This window comes from Bifidobacterium sp. LH_450 (assembly GCF_056356715.1).
Map to the genome: position 1 here is coordinate 575,053 of NZ_JBKEUU010000001.1, position 20,751 is coordinate 595,803.

At 65.5% G+C, this 20,751-nt stretch carries 17 protein-coding genes; 5 read left to right on the plus strand and 12 right to left on the minus strand.

Annotated elements, in window-relative coordinates; all coding sequences use genetic code 11:
• Window positions 1-319: 319 nt before the first annotated feature.
• A complete protein-coding gene (locus tag AC1AXT_RS02475) occupies window positions 320-2,116 on the minus strand; it encodes an ATP-dependent helicase (RefSeq protein WP_476540403.1) in 1,797 nt (598 codons plus the stop codon).
• A 133-nt stretch (window positions 2,117-2,249) separates the two neighbouring features.
• On the opposite strand from AC1AXT_RS02475, the gene AC1AXT_RS02480 reads away from it, so the two are divergent.
• Both AC1AXT_RS02480 and AC1AXT_RS02485 read left to right on the plus strand, forming a co-directional pair.
• Window positions 2,250-4,046 carry a phosphotransferase gene (locus tag AC1AXT_RS02480; protein WP_476540540.1) on the plus strand — a complete coding sequence of 599 codons (1,797 nt, stop codon included), beginning with the start codon at window positions 2,250-2,252 and terminating at the stop codon, window positions 4,044-4,046.
• 78 nt (window positions 4,047-4,124) lie between these two features.
• On the plus strand, window positions 4,125-4,349 hold the full coding sequence (locus AC1AXT_RS02485; protein WP_476540404.1) for a DUF3107 domain-containing protein: 225 nt from the start codon (window positions 4,125-4,127) through the stop codon (window positions 4,347-4,349).
• 88 nt (window positions 4,350-4,437) lie between these two features.
• Here AC1AXT_RS02485 and AC1AXT_RS02490 read toward each other — a convergent pair whose 3' ends face one another.
• Window positions 4,438-5,322 (minus strand): PHP domain-containing protein, encoded by an 885-nt coding sequence (locus tag AC1AXT_RS02490; RefSeq protein ID WP_476540406.1) that lies wholly within the window; start codon window positions 5,320-5,322, stop codon window positions 4,438-4,440.
• Window positions 5,323-5,557: 235 nt separating this feature from the next.
• Here AC1AXT_RS02490 and AC1AXT_RS02495 point away from each other — a divergent pair, with 235 nt between their 5' ends.
• Entirely contained in the window at window positions 5,558-6,166 is a 609-nt protein-coding gene (locus tag AC1AXT_RS02495; RefSeq protein WP_476540542.1) for a vitamin K epoxide reductase family protein, read from the plus strand.
• A 116-nt stretch (window positions 6,167-6,282) separates the two neighbouring features.
• Here AC1AXT_RS02495 and dapF read toward each other — a convergent pair whose 3' ends face one another.
• Complete coding sequence (dapF, locus tag AC1AXT_RS02500) at window positions 6,283-7,209, minus strand: diaminopimelate epimerase (protein WP_476540407.1); 927 nt, start codon at window positions 7,207-7,209, stop codon at window positions 6,283-6,285.
• 159 nt (window positions 7,210-7,368) lie between these two features.
• Here dapF and murI point away from each other — a divergent pair, with 159 nt between their 5' ends.
• Window positions 7,369-8,136 (plus strand): glutamate racemase, encoded by a 768-nt coding sequence (gene murI / locus AC1AXT_RS02505; RefSeq protein WP_476540409.1) that lies wholly within the window; start codon window positions 7,369-7,371, stop codon window positions 8,134-8,136.
• Window positions 8,137-8,204: 68 nt separating this feature from the next.
• Complete coding sequence (locus AC1AXT_RS02510) at window positions 8,205-9,059, plus strand: patatin-like phospholipase family protein (RefSeq protein WP_476540411.1); 855 nt, start codon at window positions 8,205-8,207, stop codon at window positions 9,057-9,059.
• Window positions 9,060-9,182: 123 nt separating this feature from the next.
• On the opposite strand, the gene AC1AXT_RS02515 is transcribed toward AC1AXT_RS02510, so the two are convergent.
• From AC1AXT_RS02515 to AC1AXT_RS02555, 9 genes are all read right to left on the minus strand, one after another.
• The gene (locus AC1AXT_RS02515) at window positions 9,183-10,037 is read right to left on the minus strand and encodes a cysteine ABC transporter substrate-binding protein (RefSeq protein ID WP_476540543.1); all 855 of its coding nucleotides are present in this window, start codon (window positions 10,035-10,037) and stop codon (window positions 9,183-9,185) included.
• 131 nt (window positions 10,038-10,168) lie between these two features.
• On the minus strand, window positions 10,169-11,044 hold the full coding sequence (locus AC1AXT_RS02520; protein ID WP_476540412.1) for an amino acid ABC transporter ATP-binding protein: 876 nt from the start codon (window positions 11,042-11,044) through the stop codon (window positions 10,169-10,171).
• 56 nt (window positions 11,045-11,100) lie between these two features.
• Complete coding sequence (locus AC1AXT_RS02525) at window positions 11,101-11,775, minus strand: amino acid ABC transporter permease (RefSeq protein ID WP_476540414.1); 675 nt, start codon at window positions 11,773-11,775, stop codon at window positions 11,101-11,103.
• Entirely contained in the window at window positions 11,762-12,415 is a 654-nt protein-coding gene (locus AC1AXT_RS02530) for an amino acid ABC transporter permease (protein WP_476540416.1), read from the minus strand. The genes AC1AXT_RS02525 and AC1AXT_RS02530 overlap by 14 nt, the downstream gene beginning before the upstream one ends.
• Before the next feature lie 703 nt (window positions 12,416-13,118).
• Entirely contained in the window at window positions 13,119-14,411 is a 1,293-nt protein-coding gene (locus AC1AXT_RS02535; protein WP_476540418.1) for a polysaccharide deacetylase family protein, read from the minus strand.
• 926 nt (window positions 14,412-15,337) lie between these two features.
• Window positions 15,338-16,762, minus strand: coding sequence for an aldehyde dehydrogenase (locus tag AC1AXT_RS02540; RefSeq protein WP_476540419.1), 1,425 nt, complete (start codon window positions 16,760-16,762; stop codon window positions 15,338-15,340).
• A 548-nt stretch (window positions 16,763-17,310) separates the two neighbouring features.
• A complete protein-coding gene (locus tag AC1AXT_RS02545) occupies window positions 17,311-18,507 on the minus strand; it encodes a hypothetical protein (RefSeq protein ID WP_476540421.1) in 1,197 nt (398 codons plus the stop codon).
• A 152-nt stretch (window positions 18,508-18,659) separates the two neighbouring features.
• Window positions 18,660-19,910, minus strand: coding sequence for a pyridoxal phosphate-dependent aminotransferase (locus AC1AXT_RS02550; RefSeq protein WP_476540423.1), 1,251 nt, complete (start codon window positions 19,908-19,910; stop codon window positions 18,660-18,662).
• Between the two features lie 136 nt (window positions 19,911-20,046).
• The gene (locus AC1AXT_RS02555; RefSeq protein ID WP_476552768.1) at window positions 20,047-20,718 is read right to left on the minus strand and encodes a methionine ABC transporter permease; all 672 of its coding nucleotides are present in this window, start codon (window positions 20,716-20,718) and stop codon (window positions 20,047-20,049) included.
• Window positions 20,719-20,751 lie beyond the last annotated feature (33 nt).

The window sequence follows — 20,751 nt, forward strand, 5'->3', positions numbered from 1 at the left end:
GACACCGACTGGAAAATATCACGGACGGAACGTTCCAGTCACTGAAACGTTTCCTACGACTGGAAAATATCTCGAACGGAACAAACCAGTCGCTAAGCCGTTGCCAGCGACCGGAACGTATTCGGGACGGAACAAAGCAGTTGACGACGTGACGCCAGCGACTGGAACGTATTCCCGACAGAACAAACCAGCCACCAAGCCAGCGTCAGCGACTGGAACGTATTTTTTCCGCCATAAAGCAGACGATTATGGAAGCGGCTACGGCAAGGACGCGGCCAACGCAATCGGCTACGGCAAGGACGCGGCCCAACGCAGGCGGTTAGAGCAGGAAGCGGCTGGGGGCCCGTTGCTGGCCGGCGCCGTCGCCTTTGTGCTCGGCGTACGACAGGTGCAGCTTGTCTTCGGCGCGGGTGATGCCTACGTACATCAGGCGCCGCTCCTCCTCCAGCTCCTCGCCGGCGTCCGGGCCGCGGTACGGCAGCAGCCCCTCCGAACAGCCGATGAGGTACACCTGCTTGAATTCCAGGCCCTTCGCGGCATGGATCGTTGAGATTGTCACGCAGCTCAAGTCGCGTTCCTTCTGCACTTCGCCGGCAGATTCAGTCCTCACATCAGGAGTGTCTCCTTCGGGCGCAGAAGAAGCGGAAGAAGCGGAAGAAGCGGAGGGAACGGCGGAAACAGGAATTGCGCTAGGCACGGTCCCCTCATGCACACCCTGAGAGGAGCCGGCAGAACCTTGCGCAGCAACCACAGCGATTTCCGCCGTTTCAGCAACCGCAGCGATTCCGTCAGGACTTTCGCCGGCTTTCTGGCCTGGCGTCGCCTCTCCGGTTCCGCCGGTCTTCCCGGCCGCTACGTCCGCACCCGCAGCCGCGCCCTCTTCCTCGCCGGGAATCTGCAGGGCAAGGCCTTCGGGGAGGGCGGAACGCTGCCAGCCGGAGTCGCGGCGCAGCTGGTAGCGGATGCCCAGCGCGTCCAGCGCCTTCGTGAACGGCAGCTGCTGCGCGTTGATGCGGGTGAGGATCGCGCAGTCGGACGCCTTCCCGCCGTGCTCGACGTAGCGCCGGATCCGTTCGGCGACGCCGGCGGCCTCCTCGGCGTCGGTGGCGTAGCGCGTGCGCTCCACGCGCGCCGCCCCGTCGCGCACGGCCTTGAGCGGCTGGTAGTCGGCGCGGTCGTCGGACGCGCGCAGCACGCGGTTGGCCATCCGCACGACCGGCGGGTTCGAGCGGTAGTCGCGTTCGAGGCGGATGTCGGCACGCAGCGGCCCGAACTCCTCGCCGAAATGGTTCAGGTAGTAGCTGGTCGCCCCGGCGAACGAATAGATGGTCTGTGCCGGGTCGCCGACGACGCAAACGTTGTCATTGCCGCCCAGCCACAGCTTCATCAGGCGGTGCTGCAGCGGCGAGACGTCCTGGTATTCGTCGACGGTCAGCCAGCCAATCTGGCGCCGTATCGCGGCGGCCGCCTCCGGAAAGCTTTCCAGCACATGGCACGCGAGCAGCAGGATGTCGTTGAAATCGATTTCGCCGCGCGCCGTCTTTTCCTGTTCGTACATGTCGTAGAGTTCCGAAAACTGCGCCGCTGTCAGTCCGCACGGCACGAGCCGGTGCTGCGCGGCAACGAGCCGCGGGTAGTCCGACGGCGCGACGAGACCGACCTTGCACCAGTTGAGTTCCTCGCGCACGTCGCGCACCATCGCGGCGTTGAGCGAGCGTTCGGAAATGTTCGTCAGCCGGGTGATCGCCCGCCCGATCGTACCGTCCTGCCGTTCGTTGACGTGCGGAAACGGGCCATCCACCAGATTCGGCCACACCATCCGCAGCTGCCGCAGCGCCGCCGAATGGAACGTCGAGGCGCGCACGTCGGCGCCGGCTCCCAGCGCCGCCAGGCGGGATTTCATTTCGGTGGCCGCCTTCACCGAGAACGTCACGGCGAGCACCTTCGCCGGATCCCACGCGCCGCTGGCGACCCCGTACGCGATGCGCCGCGTAATCGTGCGCGTCTTGCCGGCGCCGGCGACGGCGATGATCCGCACGGCGCCGCGCACGCTGGACGCGGCCTCGCGCTGCGCGTCGTCGAGGCCGTCGAGGAACCGTTCGGCTGAAGAATCCATAGGCACCATTGTCGCACGCCTCCATTTTGGCGCCGCGCCGCCTGTTTTCTCCCGCCTGAGGGCACGTTGTATTACTGTATATTCTGTGACTGAACGAAGCGAACTCAAGCTAGCGGCCCTTGCGTCCGCCGCCATGCCGTCCATTGGGGTGACCGGCGTGCGCGGCAGCGAGCAGGACAACGACACCGACCGTCAGGCTGGCATCGACCAGGCCGTCGTGCAGGACGCGCGCGGCAACCTGTTCAACGTGTACGCCGCGGATCTGAAGGGCGGCAAGAAACGGCTGCGCACCCGCGGCGCCGCCGCGAAGGCGATTGCGGATTCGCGCGCCTTCATCGGCTTAGGGTTCGCCGTCGACGACGTGCTCGCGTTCGCCGGCCCGCAGGACGACGGCGACATTTCGTCGCCCGCGGTGCTGCTGACGACGCATCCGGACGGCGTCTCCCGCTCGCTTGAGCTGCTCACGCTCGACGACTGCGCCAGCGTCGGCACCGTCATCGGCACGATCCACCGCCTGCGTCCCGACTTCATCGCTTCGGCCGGCTATCCTGCGTACACCACCGGCCAGATCCACGCGCAGCTGACGGCCTGGATCAAGCGTTTGCGTTCGGCCGGCCATGTTCCGGCCGAGATTACCGACTCGTGGGCGGCGATCCTGGAAACGGACGGCATGTGGTCGTTTGCCACCTGCCCCGTCCACGGCGGCTTCACCGACGGCGACTTCATTTTCTCCGGCTCGACGATCACCACCGTCACCAACTGGCAGGAGATGCAGATCAACGACCCGGCGCGCGACCTGGCGTGGATCTTCTCCAAGCTCGACGAAACGCACCGCAATGCCGTGCTCGCCGCCTATGGCCGCATCCTCGGCAACCGCCTCGACGACCTGATCATGCTGCGCGCCAACCTGTGGGTGCAGATGGAGCAGGTCGGCGAGTTCATCCAGGCGCTCAACCGCGGCGACAGCAATTCGATCATGCAGTTCAAGGCCCAGGTCGACCGGCTCGCGCACCAGATCGGCGTCACGCACCACCGCAACGAAGCGGCCGGCAAGCGTCCCGCCCGCCATCCCGAAGGCGAGCCGAGCACCGTCACCGTCAATACGCTCTTAAGGGAGGACGTCGCGCGCGACGCCGCGCAGGCCGCACAGGCCGCCCTCGCCTCCACCGAAGCCGCGATGCCCGCGCCGGCCCCGGCGGCGAACGCCGCGGCCGTGCCGTCATCCGCTACCGCACCGGTTGCGCCGTTCGCCGCAGACGACACGAATTCGGCGGCCATCGTCGCGTCCGCGGCCGCGGCCGTCGCCGCGCTGACCGATTCCACCGGCGAAGCCATCGTCGCCGACGCGACCGGCGAATCCGACGTCACCGGCCAGCGCCCCTCCGCCGGCCAGGGCGCCGCAACCGACGCGACGAGCGAGACCGACGTCGCCCTGGCGGCCGTCGACGTCGTGTCCGGCTACGCCGACGAAATCGCCCAATCCGACGATACCGGCGGCATGTTCGGCCTGACCTATTCGCAAATGGTGGAGGGCGCCGCGCACCGCGCCGAATCCGACGCCATCGCCGCGGCCGCCGTCGCGCAGGCCGAGGCCGAAGCCAAGGCAGCGGCACAGTCCGAAGCGGAATCCGAAGAAGCCGAGGTGATCGCCGCCGAATCCCGGGCCGTCGCCGAAGCGGCTGCCGAAGCCGAATCCCGGGAAGCGGACCGTACCGGTTCGTCGCCGGCGCAGCGGCGCCACGACAGCGCTTCGTCGTCGACGACGATCCATCTTGACGTCGAGCAGGCAGCGGAAACGCCCGAAGGATCCGGCGAGGCTTCGGACGCCACGCCGACGATGCTGATCCCGCTGCTGGAGCGCGAGGAACGCGCTATGCGCGACGCGAAGGCCGGGCTGGAAATGCACGGTTCCGGCAAGCAAAGCCGGTAGAATACCCTCAAAGCAACCGTTTGGAAAAGCCAAGGGGCGCCGCGAACCGTTCGGGCGCCCGCGGAAGGAAGGAACCCCATGGATATCGAACTGGGCATCCAGAACGTGGCGCGCACGGTGACGTTCACCACCGACGCGACGGCGCAGGAAGTCAGCGCGACGATCGAGCGCGCGCTGTCCAACAACGAACAGCTGGACCTCATGGACAACAAGGGCCGCCACATCATCGTTCCGGCCGGCTGCCTCGGCTACGCCATCGTCGGCGCCGAAGCGCGCCACGCCGTCGGCTTCAACAATCTCTAAGATTTCCGGGAGATTTTTCCCGAGATTTTCCGGCCGGGCGCCGGTTCCAGCGTGTACAGAATACGCCGGAACCGGCGCCCGTTCGCGTTCACTGCCACAGTTCGATGGCGCCGCGCCGCACGATTTGCTCGACGGTGGCGCTGTCGGTGAGGTTCTCCCCCAGCGCGTTCGGCTTGCCGGCGCCGTGCCAGTCCGAGCCGCCGGTAACCAGCAGATGGCAGCGTTTGGCGAGGCCGAGCAGCCGCTGGCGTTCCGGTTCGGGGTTGCCGCGATGCCAGATTTCGAGGCCGTCGAGCCCTTCGTCGGCGAGCGCCTCGATCTGGGCGTCGGTCAGCAGCCGGGTGTTGCGGCTCGGGTCGGCGGCGTGGGCGATGACGCTCACTCCCCCGGCGTCGTTGACGGCGCGCACGATCTGCCGCGTCGTCGGGCTCGGCGTGGGGATGTAGTAGGGGCTGGCCGTGCTGACGATGCCGGCGAACGCGGCCGAGCGGTTCGGGTAGACGCCGGCCGCTACGAGCGCGTCGGCGATGTGGGGGCGGCCGATCGTGGTCTGGTCGCCCTCCTTGACCTGCTCGCGCACAAGCTGCCAGGAGATCGGATAGTCGCGCGCGATCCGCTCCGTCATGCGCTTGGTGCGTTCGAGGCGCGACTGCCTCGTGGCGGCGAACAGCTCGCAGATGTGCCGGCTGCGCGGGTTGTACTGGTAGGCGAGCATGTGCACGGACACGCCGTCGTCGACGGCCGTGATCTCGGTGCCGCGCAGCAGCGGGATGTGCTTGGCGCGCGCCGCGTTCTGCGCCTGCTGCCAGCCGGCGGTCGTGTCGTGGTCGGTAATTGCGACGCCTTCGAGCCCGATGACGCGCGCGTTCTGCACGAGCGAATCGGGCGTTTCGGTGCCGTCGGAAAACACGGTGTGGCAATGCAGGTCCCACCCGCGCACCGGCGGCTCCAGAGGCATCTCATACTCAGTCATGCCTCGATTATAGGCCCAGTGCGGCTGCCCGGCGCATGGCAACCCGCTGGAAAAGACGGCCCGGGGGCTGTACTATCGCTACTGTCGGCCGCCGCTGGCTGCCGGCATGCCATGGCTTCCCATAGGCAGCCATGGGTTCTGCATCGACACACAAAGGAGCGTTATGTCGCAGGCGAATACGCGCGATTTGGCGAAGGGGAAAGCGCCCGAACCGGCCCTGAACGACGATTTCGACATGCCGTCCGGCTGGCGCAACGGCGCGACGTGGACGTATCTGGTCATGCTGCTGGCGTCGGCGGCCGCGCTGGGGGTGTCGTTCATCCTGGCCGCGGAAACGCTGCAGCTGGCGCGCCACCCCAACCAGGCGCTGGGCTGCGACGTCAACGGCGTCATTTCCTGCTCGACGGTCGCGCAGAGCTGGCAGGCGGAGATCATCAAGTTCGGCGACCTGAGCTTCCCGAACGCGTTCTTCGGCATCGCCGCCGAATCGGTGTTCGTCACGATCGCCGTCATCGGCCTGGCGAAAGTGCGGGTGCCGCGCTGGTTCGCATGGTGCACGTGGCTGGGGGGCCTGGCGGCGCTGGCGTACGCGTACTGGCTGACCTCGCAGAGCCTGTTCGTCATCAACGCGCTGTGCCCGTGGTGCCTGGCGCTGATGGCGTCGACGACGATCCAGTTCATGGCCCTGTCGCACGCCACCGTCACCGTGCAGCGGCTGCCGCGCAAGCATCGCGGCCTGTACACCTACTACCGGCTCAACTACGACCTGATGGTCGACGTGCTGTGGATCGTCGCCATCGTCACGCTGATCCTCGTGCGCGACGGCTCGCGCATCTTCGCGTAGCCGGCAACGGCAACGCGGAAGCCCCGTTTTCCCTGGCACAAGATTGCCGGGAAAACGGGGCTTTCGCTTTGCCTGGGATTTTCCAGCGCTTCCAGCCGCCGTGCCTTTGCGCCGCCCTACAGCAGCTGGACAGCGCCGACCAGTTCGGCGTCGCCGGTCAGCGAGACTTCGTCGTCGGCCACGTCGACGCGCACGACGCCGCCGCGGATGTTGATCGTCCAGTGGTCCACGCCGGTCTTGGCGCGCAGCGTGATGGCGGTGGCGCACAGGCCGGTGCCGCACGACAGCGTCTCGCCGCAGCCGCGCTCGAACACGCGCATCGTCGCCTCGCCGCAGTCCTCCGCCGGCGAGATTTCGTCGACGCGCACGAATTCGACGTTCTGCCCGTTCTCCAGCGCCGGTTCGACGATCGGCGCCGCGGACAGATCCAGGTCCTCGACGACGGGCAGCGACGAGAACGCGTCCTCGATGACGGCCACGACGTGCGGGTTGCCCATGTCGACGAACGTGCCCTTCGCCTGGCCCGAACCGCCAAGCGTCACCGTGTATTCATCCACCGCGCCCGGGTGGCCCGGCGTACCGTCGGAGCCCATCGACCACGCGCCCATGTCGACGCGGAACACATGCCCGCCCAGCCCGGGCACCGCGCCCAGCGAGCCGAGCGCCTTGATGCCGGCGCGCGTGCCGAGCAGCCACCTGGCGCCCTGCGGCATGACCGCCACGCCGGCTTGACTCGAGGCGAACAGCGCCGTGGCACGCGTGCCGTTGCCGCACATTTCAGCGAGCGACCCGTCCGCGTTGCGGTAGTCCATGAACCACTTGGCGCCCCCTGCGTTGAGCCGCTCGACGGTTTCAGCGTCCAGGTCGGCCACGTATTCGGGGCGCGTCAGGCGGATCAGCCCGTCGGCGCCGATGCCGAAGTGCCGGTCGCACAGCTGCACGATCTCGCGCTCGGTGGGCGCGTACTCGCCCAGCGGATCGCAGTACAGCACGAAGTCGTTGCCGGTTGCCTGCGCCTTGTATACGGTTTGCGGAATGCTCATACGCTCCACTCTACCGCCCCGCTGCCCCACTCGGGCGCCTTTTCTCCGCACGCCGGGAACGCCCGCTGCCGCATGCCCGTTCCCGTTGTGCCGCATTATCCCCGTTCCGGCACGTCCCCGGACTAGGATTGGCGGCTGAACCCAGCGAAAGGATGAACCATGGCTTCCAGCGCGCCGATTGGCATCTTCGATTCGGGACTCGGAGGGCTTTCCGTCGCCCGCCAGATCCACGCCGACATGCCGCACGAACGGCTGCTGTATTTCGGCGACTCGGCGAACGCCCCCTACGGCACGCGTTCCGTCGACGAGGTGGCCGAGCTGAGCCGCACTATCGTGAAACGCTTCGTGAAACAAGGCGTCAAGGCCATCGTCATCGCCTGCAATACCGCCACGTCGGCCGCCGTCAACACGCTGCGCGACGAGTTCGACCTGCCGATCATCGGCATGGAGCCGGCGCTGAAGGTCGCCGCCGACGCCGGCGAGCGCCAGCGCATCATCGTCGCGGCGACGCCGCTGACGCTGCGCGAGCGCAAGTTCGCCGCGCTCGTCAAGCGGTTCGACGCCGACCATGAAATCTTCGCCCAGCCGTGCCCGGACCTCGTCGAGATCGTCGAAAGCGGCAATCTGGGCGACCATGACCTGGTCATGGCGACGCTGGAACGCTACTTCTCCGGCTACGACCTGGCCGCCACCGACGCCGTCGTGCTCGGCTGCACCCATTTCGTGTTCTTCCGCGACTATTTCGCCGAACTGCTGCCCCCCTCCACCGCGATCATCGACGGCAACGCCGGAACGTCGCACCATCTGTCGGTGGTGCTGGAATCGCTGGGCAGGCTGGCGCCGGCAACGCAGGAAGGCTCGGTCGAAATCTCGAATTCCGACCCGTCGGCACGCATCGCGGAACTTTCCCGGCAGCTGCTCGGCTAGCGCCCCCTCGGCTACAATCGGCAACAGGGCACAACGCACCACAATCCCGGAAACGAAAGCGAGCAGGCATGGCGCAACGCAAGAAGACCGCGATCATCGACGTCGGCGGAGGGTTCCGCGCGATTTTCGGCTGCGGCGTGGAGGACCGGCTGATGGCCGACGGCATCGAATTCGACCGCTACTACGGCATTTCCGCCGGCAGCGCGAACCTGACGTCGATGCTCTCGCGCCAGCCGGGGCGTTCGCACCGGTTCTACACCGACTATGCGTTCCGCAAGGAGTACGCGAGCCCGGACTCCTATATCAAGACGCACAATTTCTTCAATCTCGACTACGTCTACAGCACGCTGAGCAACCATGACGGCGAGTACCCGGTAGACTACGATGCGTTCGCCGCGAACCCGTCCGGCTTCACCGTCGTCGCCTGCAACGCGCTCGACGGCAGCACGAAATACTTCGACAAGTCGGACGTCGCGTTCGACAATTTCGACATCATGAAGGCGTCGTCGGCGGTTCCGGTGGCGTGCGAGCCGTACGAAATCGGCGGCGTGCCGTATTTCGACGGCGGCATCGCCGACCCCGTGCCCGTCCAGAAGGCGCTCGACGACGGCTACGAGCGGATCGTGCTCGTGCTCACGCGCCTCGTCGACGAGCAGCGCGAGCAGAAGAAGGACCTCGCGCCGGCGAAGCTGCTCGCGCGGCATTACCCGGCGGCGGCGGAACGGCTGCGCGAACGCTACCGCACCTACAACAATTCGGTCGCGCTGGCGCTGCGCGAGGCCGAAGCCGGCCGCGTGCTCGTGCTCGCGCCCGACGACCTGTGCGGGCTGAGCACGATGGGCAAGACGTTCGAGGGCCTCGAACGCATGTACCGCAAGGGCTACGCGGCGGGGGCTGCGGTCGCGCCGTTCCTCGCAAGCTGAACGCAAGATTCCGCCTGCGGCCAGCCCCGCACGGAACTACAGTACGGCAAAGCCGGCGCCGCGAACCCGCGGACGCCGGCTTTTGCCGTACGTTGGCTGGAAGAACGTTGGCTTGCGGAGCCGTCAGTCCTCCACGACGCCGCCTTCGACGACGATGTCGTCGGGGCTGGCTTCGGAACCGTAGACCGGCTCGAGCGTCTCCTCGTAGTCCTTGTGGAAGAAGTTCTCCTTGCCGAGCGTGACAATCTCCTCGTTGATGTAGTCGAGCAGTTCGGTGTTGCCCTTCTGCACGGCCGGCGCAATCGTGTCGACGTCGCCGAGCTCGGTGACGCCCACCGTGAAGCCCTTGTTCGACTTCGCCCACGCGAGCACCTCGGTGTTGTCGGTGCTCATCGCGTCGCCGCGGCCGTCGAGCAGCGCGTTGTAGGCGTCGGCGTACTGGTCGTACTTGAGCAGGTTGATTTCCGGATGGTTCTGCTCGAAGTACGTTTCCGCCGTCGTGCCCTTCGCGACGATCAGCGTCTTGCCGTCGAGCTGGCTAACATCGGTGATTTCCGCGCCTTCCGGCGAGACGATGCCCAGCGACACCTTCATGTACGGCTTGGCGAAGTCGACCTTTTCGGCGCGCTCGTCGGTCACCGTGAAGTTGGCGAGCGTGACGTCGACCTTGTTCGAGGTGAGCACGTCGACGCGCGCGGCCGGATCGACGGAGGTGTACGATGCCTTGACGCCGAGGTCCTTCGCGAGCCGCTCGGCGAACACGACGTCGTAGCCGGCGTAGTTGCCGTCGGCGTCGACGTAGCCGAACGGGGCCTTGTCGGAGAATACGGCGACCTTGAGCTCGCCGGAATCCTTGATTTCCTGCAGCGTGCGCGCCGTCGCCGCCGAACCGCTGGAAGCCGAGGAGCCGCCGGAGGCGCCCTCCTCGCTCGGTGTCGCCGCGTTCGGGCCGCACGCGGCCATGACGGCAATCGTCATGATTGCCGCCGAAGCGGTAGCGACGGTCTTGAGAATCCGAGATTTCAGATTTGCTGTCATGGTTGTTTCTCCTTGGTTTTTCTTCTCTTCGGCGACGTGCGCCAAAAATCTCAAATTTTCGCGGGGAAAACTCACTGCCCCGCTTCGAACGCGGCGATCGGCTCGGCCGCCTCGTCCTTGCGGTGCCGCGCGAACTCGAACGTCTTGAGGAACTGGCGGGCGCGCTCGGTTTCCGGCTCGGTGAAGAAGCGTTCAGCGTCGTGCGATTCCTCGACGACCGCGCCGTTCTCCAGCAGGATCACTTCGTCGGCGACGGCGCGCGCGAACTGCATTTCGTGGGTGACGATGAGCATCGTCTGCCCCTGGTCGGCGAGGTCGAGGACGACGTCGAGCACTTCGCGCACCATTTCCGGGTCGAGCGCCGCCGTGATCTCGTCGAGCAGCAGCACTTCGGGGTGCAGTATCAGCGCGCGGCAGATCGCGACGCGCTGGCGCTGGCCGCCGGACAGTTCGTGCGGCTTCGCCTTCGCCCGGTCGGCGAGCCCGACGCGTTCGAGCAGCCGCATCGCCTCCGCCTCGACGTCCGCCTGCTTGCGCTTCTGCACGAGCACCGGCGCCATCGTGACGTTGCCGAGCACCGTTTTGTTCGGGAACAGGTCGTAGCTTTGGAACACCATGCCGATGCGCGTGCGCAGCGCGCTGGGGCGGTTGGCGCGGCCGGCCTTTTCGGTGCCCGGCTTGCCGGTTTCGATCGTTTCGCCGTCCAGCGCGATCGTGCCGCCCTGGATCGGCTCGAGGCCGGCGACGGTGCGCAGCAGCGTCGACTTGCCGGAACCGGACGGCCCGACGACGACGAGCACCTTCCCTTTCGGCACGGTGAACGAAATGCCGTCGAGGACGTTGCGTTCGGCGTTGGCGTAGCGTTTTACCAGCCCGCGCACTTCAAGCCCGGCGTTTGCGGTCGTCCCGGCGGCTTTGGTTGCTTCACTCACTGTTCGTTCTCCCAAATCTTCATTAAAAATTTCCCAAGATTCTTTCCGGCCTGTTCCGGCGCGGCTTGCGCTCAGCCGTTCGCCCACCGGCGTTCCAGGTAGCGGGCCACCAGCGACAGCGGCCAGCACACCACAAAATACATGAGGAAGATCACGCCGTAGACCCACAGCGTGCCGGTGGGGTACTGGAAGCGGTTGGCGTCGATGATCTGCTGGCCGACCTTGATGACCTCGACGACGCCGAGCAGCACGGCGAGCGACGTCGTCTTGACGATGCGCGTCGCCAGGTTGACCGAGCCAGGCAGCAGCCGGCGCAGCGCCTGCGGCAGGATGACCTTGCGGAACGTCTGCAGCGGCGTCAGTCCCAGCACGTATGCGGACTCGTACTGCACCTGCGGGATCGACTGGATGGCGCCGCGCACCAGGTCGCCCAGTTCGGCGCCGCCCCACAGCACGAAGACGAGGACGCAGGCGCCGGTCGCGTCCAGATTCCAGTTCCACAGCCGCGCGATGCCGTAGAACGCGATGAACAGGAGGGCCAGCTGCGGCATGATGCGGATGAAGTCGAGGTAGACGCGCATGACGGCGCGCACGACGCGGCTCTTCGACGTCATCAGCCAGCCGGTGACCAGGCCGACCGGAATGGACAGGCCGACCGACACGGCGGCGATCCATACGGTGACCCACAGGCCTTGCAGCAGGCGCGGGAACACGCCCGGCTGGAGCAGGATTTCAGCGCCGCCCATAGTTGAACTTCCTTTCCAGCCAGGTGCCGAGGATGGAGATCGGCAGCAGGATGACCAGGTACGTGACGATCAGGAGGAACAGCGACTCGTAGGTGCTGTAGTACATGCCGATCAGGTCCTTGGCCATGTACATGACGTCGGCGAGGGCGATGGCGGAGACGACCGACGATTCCTTGATCAGGAAGATGACGTTCGCCACGATGCCCGGGGTCGCCGTGCCGATGGCCTGCGGGATGACGACGCGGCGCATCGTCTGCGTTTTGGTCAGGCCCAGCACGTAGGCGTTCTCGCGCTGCACCGCCGGCACCGCCTCGAGGCCGGCGCGCATCGACTCGGCCATGTACGAGCCGCCGAGGAATCCCAGGCCGATGATGGCGCACGCTTCGGCGCTCCATACGAAGCCCAGCTTCGGCAGCCCGAAGTAGAGGAAATAGAGCTGGACGAGCAGCGGCGTATTGCGGCTGATCTCGATGTAGACGCGCACGATCTGGCGCAGCACCGGAATGCGCGCCGTCTCGATGGCCGCGCACACGAGGCCGACGAGCGCGGCCAGCGCGATGCCGAACACCGAAATGAACAGCGTCATCAGCGCGCCCGTTACGAAGAACGGCGCATAGTGCGCGATGAACGACCAATCCATGCGTTTTCCTCCCGGACGGTAGGTGGTTGCAGGGTATGCAGGATGGGGATTGCCGCGTGCCTTCAGGCAGCGCAATTCATGGTAGGGGATGCGGGAAGGCCAACAGGCCGCAGCGCTATAGGGGTTCGTTATATGCCGCTATCGGTCCATGCGCCGCCCGGTGTTGCGGGCCGGCGGGGCGCCTTAACAAAAAATCCGACGGCGAACGGTTTCGGCAGTCGGATCGATGCGGGCCCAGCGGGCTAATCAATCAACGACAACAACGACGGCAGCAGATGCAGCCGCACAGACACGCGCAGGCCGGGGTCATCGCGGCCATCATGCGTGCATTGTTGTCGAAGGTTTCGTTCATGGTTGCCATTTCTACAACCCCCGCCCGACAAACCCGCTCGCCACCCCCGCTGGCGCCCGCCCCATGCCACCCCCGCTGGCGGGGGTCGCCGAGCGCGAGCCGAAGGCGAAGCGCGAAGCGGGGGGTGGTCGCGAACTCGGCGAAGCGGGGGGTGGTCGTGAACTCGGCGAAGCCGGGTTCGCGCGAATGCGAGGTGGAGGGCGGAGCCCTCCGGCGAGCATTCGCATTGCGCGGGCGAGCGGTTCTCCCCCCGCTCTTTTCAATGCGGTTTCTCGCCGGAGGGCTACGCCCTCCACCTCGAAACCGCGCGAACACGGCGTACCGCCGGTTCGCAGCCATCTCTCGTTTCGTTCACTGCCCCGGCACGGTATCCCCGCGCCCGTAGAAGACCGTGCCCGGCTGCAATTCGTCGACCAGCAGCTGCGACACGGTGACCAGATGATACCCCCGCTCCTGCAGCCCGCTGACGATCTGCGGCAACGCGGCGATCGTGCGTTCGTCGCCGTCGTGCAGCGCGACGATGGAACCGGCATGCGCGCCATCTACGACGTTGGAGGCGATGGCATTGACGCTGGCCTGTGGATCCCAGTCGCGCGAATCGGTGTCCCACAGGATGACCGACTGGCCGTCGGCGGCGGCCGCGTCGGCAAGCGTGCCGCTCCACGCGCCGTCCGGCGGCCGGAACAGCGTGGGCTTGGCCACGCCCGCCTGCGTGATGACGGCGTCGGTGTCGGCGAACCATTTGGCGAGCTTGGGGGCGCCGAACTCATGCAGCTGCGTATGGCGCCAGCCAATGGTGCCGATTTCATGGCCCGCATCCGCCATCCGCTTGAGCAGCCCCGTGTTGCTGCCGGACACGTACTGCCCCTGCACGAAGAACGTGGCCTTGACGCCGGCCTTGTCGAGCGCCGCAAGCAGCTGCGGCGTGAGCTCCTTGTTGGGCCCGTCGTCGAACGTCAGCGCCACGCACTCGCTCAGCTCGCAGTCCAGCGGCATGCCGGCGACGACGTCCGCAGCCGCCTGCTGCAACGCCGCCGCCTGGCGGGCGATGGCCTCGTTGGCGGCCCCGTCGCCGGACAGCATGGCTCCCGCGGCGTCGATCTGCGCGGCCAGCGCGCCGCGCAAGGCGTCAGCCGCTTTGCCGCTCGAGCGGTCGTATACGGATTTCGCATAGGTCAGCCTGCTTTGCAGCAGCTCGCGCTGGTTGCTTTGCAGCGCGGCGTTGACGGACAGGCGAAGCGAGTCGGTATCGGTCTGCACGTCGCGCATGCGGTTGATCATCGCCGAATTGGCAGCCCCGTAGCGCCATGCAGCCTCGTTGAGATCGTCCGTGCCGGCACCGGCTTCGCAGGCGAATCCCTGCGCGCGGGAAATAGTCCCGGCGTCGTCAAGATGGTCGACCTTCGTGATCAGCTTCGTCGCCGATTCCTCGTTGAACGTCGTGCCATCCCCCTGGGCCAGCTTCTTCGCCGACGACAGCGTCGTCGTATACGTCACATGCAGCGTAGTGAACTCAGCCACCGCCGACTCGCACGCCGCAAGCGCCGCCTGCCGCTCCTCTTCCCGGTTCTCCCTGGCATTGCGCACCATCGGCGTCACCAGCGCCACGATGGCCGCCACCACGACAACCGCGGCTGCCGCCACGATCCACCAGCGTCGGCCACCTGACTTCCCCTCATGTAATCCGTTCTCCGGGATTGCATTCTCCGAGGCCATTCCCTCTGAAAAACCGTCCTCCGGAAACCCATCCCTCAGGAAGCCGTCGCTATCATTGAATACGTCATCAAGCGTATCGTCCGGAAAATCGGAGTTCCGTTCATCCTCACCCTGCACGTCATCGTCCATCATCGTGTCCTTCAATGCTTCGTCCCATTTTCAGGCACCTCACCCTCAGCATACTTCAACGAAAACAGCACGGGCCCTTACATGGCCTTTATGGCAAAGAGGTTAGCCGTTTCCCCGCAGTCCCCGATTATAAATAAAAGAATAAGTCCAGATATGATGAATAAATAAAGAGTAACCAATATAAGAATAGAAGTAATTACCAGCGTTGCTGTTCTGAATACCCAATAAAGCGCACTTGTGTGATATATGCGATTTCTGTAGGTTTTTCCTTTAATGCAGGAAATGAATAGCAATACATACGATAGAAGAATTACTATAAATAAGTTTGCGTAGCCACAATCCGATTTGTCTACGCAACATCTGGATATGCATACACTCCCCAGTAGCTTTACCGTCCAGTCTTCATTGACATACATACTGCATGTGGACGCTAGCAGCACTATCCCACACCACCACAATATGCGATGGACATATATGCCCCGCAGGTAATCGTTAAAACTCATGTCACTTTTCCGTCGCCTACGTCAAGAATTCCTCCGAGAAAACCATAGCGCTTCCTCTCACGGCCATACGAAAACCCAATAATCTTAATTTAGATTTCATTCTACGCCTTCGACTCGGCTCAGCGACCCCGGCAGGGAACGACGTACTCATCTAGCGTCCCCAACAAACAAGGGCCCCGAAGGGCCCTTGAAATCTTCTACAGAAAAAACGAGAAGAGAATCTTAGCTCAGCAGCTTCTTGACGACGCGCTTCTTGTCGGCGGTGAACGGCGGGTAGCGGAAGTCGAGGTCGATTTTCGTCGAGTTCGCCATGACGCTCTTGTAGTGGCTGAACGTGTCGAAACCGGTCTTGCCGTGGTAGGCGCCCATGCCGGAGTTGCCGACGCCGCCGAAGCCCATGCGGTTCGTCGAAACCTGCACGCAGACGTCGTTGATGGCGCCGCCGCCGAACTGGATTTCCGTCAGCACGCGCTGCTGCACGTCCTTCGACGCCGTGAAGACGTAGCAGGCGAGCGGATGCTGGAAGTGGCGGATGTATTCGAACGCTTCGTCGAGCGTGGAGTAGGTGACCACCGGCAGCACGGGTCCGAAAATCTCCTCCCCCATCACCGGATCGGACAGCTCGACGCCGGTCATGATCGTCGGCTGGATCTTGAGCGTGTTCGGGTCGCCCTTGCCGCCGCAGACCACCTTCGCGTTCGGATTATGGTTCTCGATGAGCCCCATGACGCGGTTGAAGTGCTTCGACGAGATCATGTGCGGCCAGATCGGGCATTCGAGCGCGTTGTCCCCGTAGAATTCCTTCCATTGCGCCTCGATGCCGGCGACGAGCTCGTCGGCGACGCTTTCGTGCACGAGCAGGTAGTCGGGGGCCACGCAGGTCTGCCCGGTGTTCAGCCCCTTGCCCCACGCGATGCGCCGCGCGGCGATCTTCAGGTCGGCGTCGTCGTGCACGATGCATGGGCTCTTGCCGCCCAGTTCCAGCGTGACCGGCGTGAGGAACTTCGCGGCCGCCGACATGACGATCGAGCCGACGCGCGGCGAACCGGTGAACATGATGTAGTCCCACTGCGTTTCCATGATCCAGTCGTTCATGTTCGCCGAGCCCGGGATGCCGCACACGAACAGCGGGTCGAAGACCTCCTGCGCCATGCGGATGAGGATGGCGGAGGTATGCGCCGACTCGCGCGCCGGCTTGAAGGCGACGCAGTTGCCGGCGGCGATGGCGTCGACCATCGGGATCAGCGCCAGCTGCACCGGGTAGTTCCACGGCGACAGCACGAGCACGACGCCGTACGGATACTGGTAGACGACCGAGTCGGCCGGGAACATGTCGATCGGCGTCGTCACCTTGCGCGGGGCCGACCATGCGGCGATGTGCTTGACGCAGGTGTCGATTTCCTCGTACACCAGGCCGAGTTCGGTGACGTAGCTTTCGTACGCGGCCTTGCCGAGGTCGGCGTGCATCGCCATCAGCACTTCCTTTTCGTGCGCCTTGAGCCACGCCTTCATCGATTTGAGCGCTTCCTTGCGGTGCTTGACGTCCAGCGTCGCGCCGCTCTGGAAGTACCGGCGCATCTGCGCCGCCTGGTCCTGCACGTCCGCCAGCGCGTTGAACGTTGGCTGCGGGGTCACCTGTTCCGCCATCGCGATCTCCTCGTTTCCTGCCGCAGGTTTCGATGCCGGGTTCGCCTACCTGCCCTTCCGCCTGCGGTTTCCTGCCGCACGTTTCGCTGCCAGGTCGCCTACTCGGTCCTTCACCTGCGGTTTTCCTGCCCTAGATTGGTTTCCGGTTGCGTTCCGTTGCCAGTCTAAGCATCCGCACGCCCCCGCCCCCGCCATCTGCGCCAAAGGCGCAGGCTAAAACCTTAGTCTCATTTCACTCTGGCCCTGATTTTCTCATCTCGCCCCTATTCCCCTTCTCTCTTTGCGTCTTCCCATGTCGCCGAAATGCCCACCTTCGGCGAGCCGACGCCATAATCAGCCCACAAAATGTCGCTGGCACGCCCAGCGCCTACGTACTTGCGCTAAAGGAGGGTTCCAAATTATCGTCAAAACGTAGGGATGGGGCGTGCCGGCGACATTTGAGGCCTCCTTTTCAGCGCGGACACGCCATCTGCTGGCATGTTGGCGACATCCGAATAAGGCTGACGACATGAACGTGGCGTGCGGGAAAGATACCGTCGTATAAGAGGCTAGATGGCGACCTCGTCGTGGCCGTTTTCGTACTTGCGAATGGCGTAGCGGTCGATGATGAAGCGCACGACGAGGCCGACGACGAGCATGACGGCGAGCGGAATCCAGAAATACGGGGTTTTCAACGTCGGCAGGCAATACAGCGCCAACGCGCCCAGCACGCCGATGCCGATGGCGAGCAGCCCGAGCACATCGGCCCAGTAGCTCAGCTGCTTCTCGGCGATCCGCGCATAGTTCACCATCGCCCCGCCGCCCAAAGCCGCGGAAGCGGCGCCAGCCGAGGAAGCCGCGCCTGCAGACGAGACCTCCTCTGTCGAGGGGGAGGAGCCCGAAGAAGGGGAAGACGCCGAAGGGCCAGCAGAGCCAGAAAAAGGAGCGGCCGAAACCGCCACACTGGAGGCACCAGAAGACGACTCGGCGTTCTTGGCGAGTTCGTAGATGTTGACGAACCGCATTGCATGGAAGTTGTACTTCCCCACATTCACGCGCCCGCACCAATAGTAGTTGAAGATCATCAGCCACAGTCCGGCGGCAATCGACGCCTGCGAGACGCCGGAGACGATCGGCTCAAGCCACCCCTTGGCGAACCACAGCAGCAGCGCGTTCGCGACGACGATGACGGCGAGCCCGATGAGGAACGTCGCGAGCTGCCGGGCGCGCGCGTCGCGCACCTGCCGGCGCGTATAGCGCCGCGTGATGTGCCCGAACACGCTGCGGTAGTCGTCGTTGTCCTTGATGGTGAAGTAGATGATCGCGCCCCCAATGAACAGCCCGAGCATGTCGACGATGAACGATTCGGGATGCGCGTGCACGGCCGGCACCTCGACGACGTCGTGCGTGAGCCTGCCGACGAGCTTGTCGATGAGCCCGATGACGGCGGCCGTGTCCGCGGTGCTGCGCTCGGGGATGAGCTTGAGGAAATCGCCAAGGGAGAAGCCAGCGAAGATCGCAGCCACTCCGGTGGCCATATACCACCCGTGACGCCGGACGTGCCATTCGTAGCCGTTGACGGCGCCGTGCGGCAGCTTCATGTGTTTCTGGATCAGCGGGTCGATTTTCGCATCCACCTGCGCTTCCAGCGTTCCTCCGTCGCCCAGCGCCTCCGCACTGTCCTGAGCACCCGATTTCTCCGGTGCGGCCGTCCCATTGCGTACGCCGCTACCTGCTGCGTTCTTCCCTTCCGTTACGTCATCCATGCTTCGAACTTAACGCAACAAGATTGGCCATCGCGCGATTCCCGCGCCCAGCGCAACCGTTGCGAGCAGCACGCCGCGCCTTCGCATGGGTCAGCGAATCGCGCGCATTGAGCCGCAGTCCCCTCCCCTTCTTTCCAGCAGGAGCATCTCTTTCAGCAGGACGACCCGCGGTAGAGCGCGGAAACAATGCGCCTCGCGCCTTCGTCGATTGTCGCATCCGGCGCCAGCAGGCTGATGCGCACGCAGTCGCGCGCCGTGTCTCCAAAGCAGGAACCGGGCAGCACGGCCACGTCGGCGGCATCGAGCAGCCATGCGGCGAACGCGTCGGCATCACCGACACCGCCGGTTTTGCCCGCGCTTCCGGCAAAGCCAGTGGCCCCACAGGCAGCACTGCCCCCGAACCGCTCCGGCACCCGCGCCCATACATACACGCCGCCCGGCGAATCGAACACGTCCAGCCCCGCGAACGACAGCATGCCGGCAACGCGGCGCCGGCGTGCACGGTACGTTTCGGCAAAGCGTGAAACATCGTCGGCGGCAGCCCCGTCCAGCGCTGCCGTCACAGCGTCCTGAACCGGGGAAGCGACCATCGAACCCATCTGGTAATGGTGGCGTTTCACCACCGAAACGATGCCAGCGTTCCCGGCGACGAACCCCGCGCGCCAGCCGGCGACGGAGAACATCTTGGACATCGACAGGATCTCGACGCCGACGTCCTTCGCGCCGGGCACCGACAGGAAGCTCGCCTGTTCGCGGAACCCTTCGGCCGCGAAGCCGGCGTACGCGAAATCGTGGACGATGGCGAAGCCGTGCCGCCGCGCCAGGCCGACCGCTTCCTCGAAGAACGATGCGGGGGCCTGCGCGCCGGTGGGGTTGTTCGGGTAGTTGAGCACGAGCATCGCCGTGCGCTCCCATTGCGCCGGCGGCACCGCCGCAAGGTCGGGCAGGAAGCCGAGTTCGGCGCGCGCCGGCAATCTGCGTTCCTCGGCGCCCGCGAGCGCGGCCATGCTGTGGTAGGAGGGGTAGTACGGATCGGCGAACGCTACCGTGTCGCCCGGCCCGGCGAGCACCGAAAACAGCGTCGCCAGGCCGTCCACCGCGCCTTCGACGGAGAAGATTTCCGTCGCCGGATCGAGCGCGACGCCCTGTTCGCGCCCGTACCAGCCGGCGGCCGCTTCAAGCATCGCCGGCTTGCCGTCGAATGGCGGATAGCCGCCGTTGGCCGGATCGAGCGCCGCGTCGGCCGCCCGCTGGCGCAGCGCGGCCGGCGGCGCCAGGTCCGGGTTCCCTTTCGTCAGGTCGGCGACGTCGCGTCCGGCGGCGCGCGCCGCCGCGATGCGTTCGTCCATCGCCGCAAACGGATTGTCGACGATGCGGCCGGCCGCCGCTGCGAATCTTGTCATCTCCCGTTCCCTTCCCTAAGGCCACGAACCCTTCCACTGGCTGTCTTCATCACGGTTCCTTCCCCGCCCTTTTCCCGGACGCACGCAGCTGCCGTCGTGCAGCCGAGGAATGACTGTCCCCGGACCCGCGCGGGCGTCAGTGCGTTACGGCGCGCGCCGCGACGTCGCCGATCCACTGCACGAGCTGCACGAGCACGACCAGCACGACGACGATGGCGATGAGCACGCCGGTTTCGTAGCGGTTGTAGCCGTACTGGATGGCGAGATCGCCGATGCCGCCGGCGCCGATCGTGCCGACCATCGCCGAATAGCCGAGCAGCGAGACGATGGTGAGCACGATGCCGCGGATGAACGACGGCAGCGCCTGCGGGAACACGGCTTCGCAGATGATCTGCCGCGTCGTCGCGCCGGTGGAGATCGCCGCCTCGATCAGCCCCGGGTCGACTTCGGCGAACGCGCTTTCGGCGACGCGCGCGAAGAACGGCACCGCCGCGATCGACAGCGCGATCGCGCCGCCGGCCGGCGTATACGGGTCGCCGATGATCAGCTGGATCAGCGGAATCAGCACGACCAGCAGAATGAGGAACGGCATCGAGCGGATGGCGTTGACGACGAACCCGACGGCGTTGTTGACGGCGGCGTTCGGCGAGAACAGCCGGTGCTGCGTCAGGAACAGCGCGACCGCGAGCAGCGTGCCGAGCGCGACGCCGATGACGGTGGCGATGCCCACCATATAGCCGGTTTCGGCGAGCGCCGTCCCCAGATGCCTGTGCAGGATGTCCAGCGTTTCGTTCCAGTCCCAGCTCATGCCGCCTCCTCCTGTTCGTTCGCCAAACGCACG